General features: G+C 35.3%; 2 protein-coding genes. One reads left to right on the forward strand and one right to left on the reverse strand.

Annotated elements, in window-relative coordinates; genetic code table 11:
- Nucleotides 1-885 (forward strand): threonine aldolase family protein (locus tag RMR19_RS17145; RefSeq protein WP_310604725.1); only part of this gene is annotated, 885 nt, incomplete at its 5' end.
- A 108-nt stretch (nt 886-993) separates the two neighbouring features.
- Here RMR19_RS17145 and RMR19_RS17150 read toward each other — a convergent pair.
- Nucleotides 994-2,716 (reverse strand): GH3 auxin-responsive promoter family protein (locus RMR19_RS17150; RefSeq protein WP_310604726.1); only part of this gene is annotated, 1,723 nt, incomplete at its 5' end.

Below are 2,716 nucleotides of genomic sequence, written 5' to 3' on the forward strand. Positions count from 1 at the left end.
GACGATATCGATGTACACTTCCTTGTTGGAGGAACGCAAGCAAATGCAACGATTATATCGAGTGCATTACGCCCTCATCAAGGAGTAATCGCAGCAGAAAGCGGACATATTAACGGGCATGAAACAGGAGCAGTTGAAGCTACAGGGCATAAAGTATTAGTTCTTCCAAGCACAGATGGTAAAATCTCTGCGAAGCAAATAGAGGAGCGATGCATTGATCATAGAAATGATGGTGCAAGAGAACATCTCGTTCAACCTGCAATGGTATATATATCATTCCCAACAGAGACAGGTACAATCTATTCAAAGGAAGAACTATATGCAATTCATCAAGTATGTAAGGAACAAGATGTATTCCTATTCCTAGATGGAGCAAGACTTGGCTATGGTCTGGCATCACCACAGAATGACCTTACACTTAATGATATTGTGAATTGTTGTGATGTATTCTATATAGGGGGAACTAAAGTTGGAGCACTATTTGGAGAAGCCGTTGTTATTAAAAATAGCAAGCTAAAAAAAGACTTTAGATATAGTATGAAGCAAAAAGGCGGGATGCTTGCAAAAGGACGACTTCTTGGTATTCAGTTTGAAACCTTGTTCCAAGAAAACTTATACTTTGAAATTGCAAAACAAGCAGTCGATTATGCATTGATGATTCAAAAAGCTTTAGAAGAAAAAGGTTTTGAATTTATGTATAATTCGACTACAAATCAGCAATTTCCAATCATACCGAACGAACAATTAGAACAGTTGGCGAAGAATTATGCCTATACGCTTTGGGGAAAAGCAGATGAGAGCAAAAGTATAGTTCGTTTTTGTACTAGTTGGGCGACAAAAAAGGAAAATGTTGAGCAACTAATTAAGGATATCCGTGCATTATAATGAAAGAATCAATAGAGAGACAATTTTACTACTTGCTATATGGTGGGAAAATTGTCTCTTTTATTGCGTTATAGGAAAGTTCTCATTTTTTATAATTGCTTGAATATATCAACCAATACTTAATTCAGGTAAATCTTCGTAATGACAATCAATATGTTGTAGGAAGAAATCTTTCACTTTAGGTGTCGATATGATACGCACAGGCTTAATTTGAGAGATATTATTTCCTTCAATCAGAAGTCTCTGCTTGTAGTTGATGTAAGAATTCTTCTGTAAGATATGTAATTTTAGTGGAGCTAATTTACCAGAATCAGAGAATAAAGTGTATAGGAAGTTATAACTACGCAATTTGTTTTCCATTATGGTTTGTATCTGCTTATGAGGTATCGGCTGTGAACAATCGTTAAATTCGATAAAGAGCACATATTTCATAGGCGCAGAAGTAGTATCTGGGTAAACACTAAAATTATGAATGCCTAAATTGTTCTCTGCAGCAGTCTCATAAACGATTTTTCTTAATAAAAGTTCAGAAGTTTTTTCGCCGAATATATTAATTGTCTGGTCAATTCGATGAGAAAATTGAATCTTTGGCGTATTCAAATACATACCAGTAACGGTCACGGCATCGCGCATCTGGTAGCGATATAGACCGGATATTGTTGTTACAAGAAGTTCATATTCTTTGCCGATTTCAAGCTCATCTAGTGTCAAAGTTTTCGTGTAATCGTTCTTGCCAAGTGGTAAGAATTCGAAGAAACCTGTATGAGGTAAAAGTACAGCATCATTTTGGTTTAGTTCAACGGGCATAGAGAAGACACATTCAGAAGCGCCTAAACCTAATCCCATGATATTAACATCTGCTCCAACATATTTGCGAACAACTTCCGTACATTCAAGAAAACTACCGCTACTAGTACTCAAGATAAGGTCAAGATTTGGCCAGATTTTTTTAGGCCAACTAGTTGGGTAAGCTTGGAATATCTTTCTTAGATGATTAGCACGCGATTTGTTTGGTTTCATAGTAGCAAGAAGTGCTAAACGATCTTCTTCTGAAATTTGAATGGAATCGTCAATTGTTCCTGTTTCGATATTTTGAATGAGCATATCTTTATTAGCATTAACGTAATTAATAAATTCAAGAATAAATGACATAAAAGGAGAGAAGATAGAACTCATATTCTCATCTGCTAATGCATACAAAGCGTGGAGATACTGTGTATCTGTAGTTCGTCCTTTATCATATGCAAGCATAGGTGACACAACAAAATCAGCTATATACTCATCAAATATGCCAATAAAAAGCTCTGTTGATAAAGAATTGCGATCAGCATGTTCGACAAGTGTTTTATCAGCAGGAATAATTAGTAATAATAATTTATGATATGTCCAAGCGTCACCCATTAAATCGCAAATTCTTGAGAATAGCTGTTTGGATAACGTATTTACAATTTCTTTAGAAGGATTAGTAAGGGGAAGGTATTTGGCTGTTCCTTGTGTTCCAGAGGATTCCATGTAATGTTGAATTGGATAACTAGTTAGTAGGTTGTCTTCGTGTTCGTTAACCATTCGATTAATGTATGGTTCGTAGTCATCATAACTAGTTATTGGCATAAGATTTTTATATTGTTCTACAGAAGTGATATCAGCAAAATGGTGTAATTGTCCGAATTCAGTAGAAGCATTTTCTTTTAGAATGTTAAGAAGTAAGTTTTGATTATAGTCACCAGATGCTGTGGCAATTTTGTCAAATTCTTTTTTGTAGATTGTCCCCTCGGAAATAATTTGTAAATACAAACTGTGTAAATCATTCGTCATATCAACCGCACCTCTC

The organism is Anaerosporobacter sp., assembly GCF_031551385.1.
In the GTDB taxonomy this organism is placed as follows: Bacteria; Bacillota; Clostridia; order Lachnospirales; family Lachnospiraceae; genus Anaerosporobacter.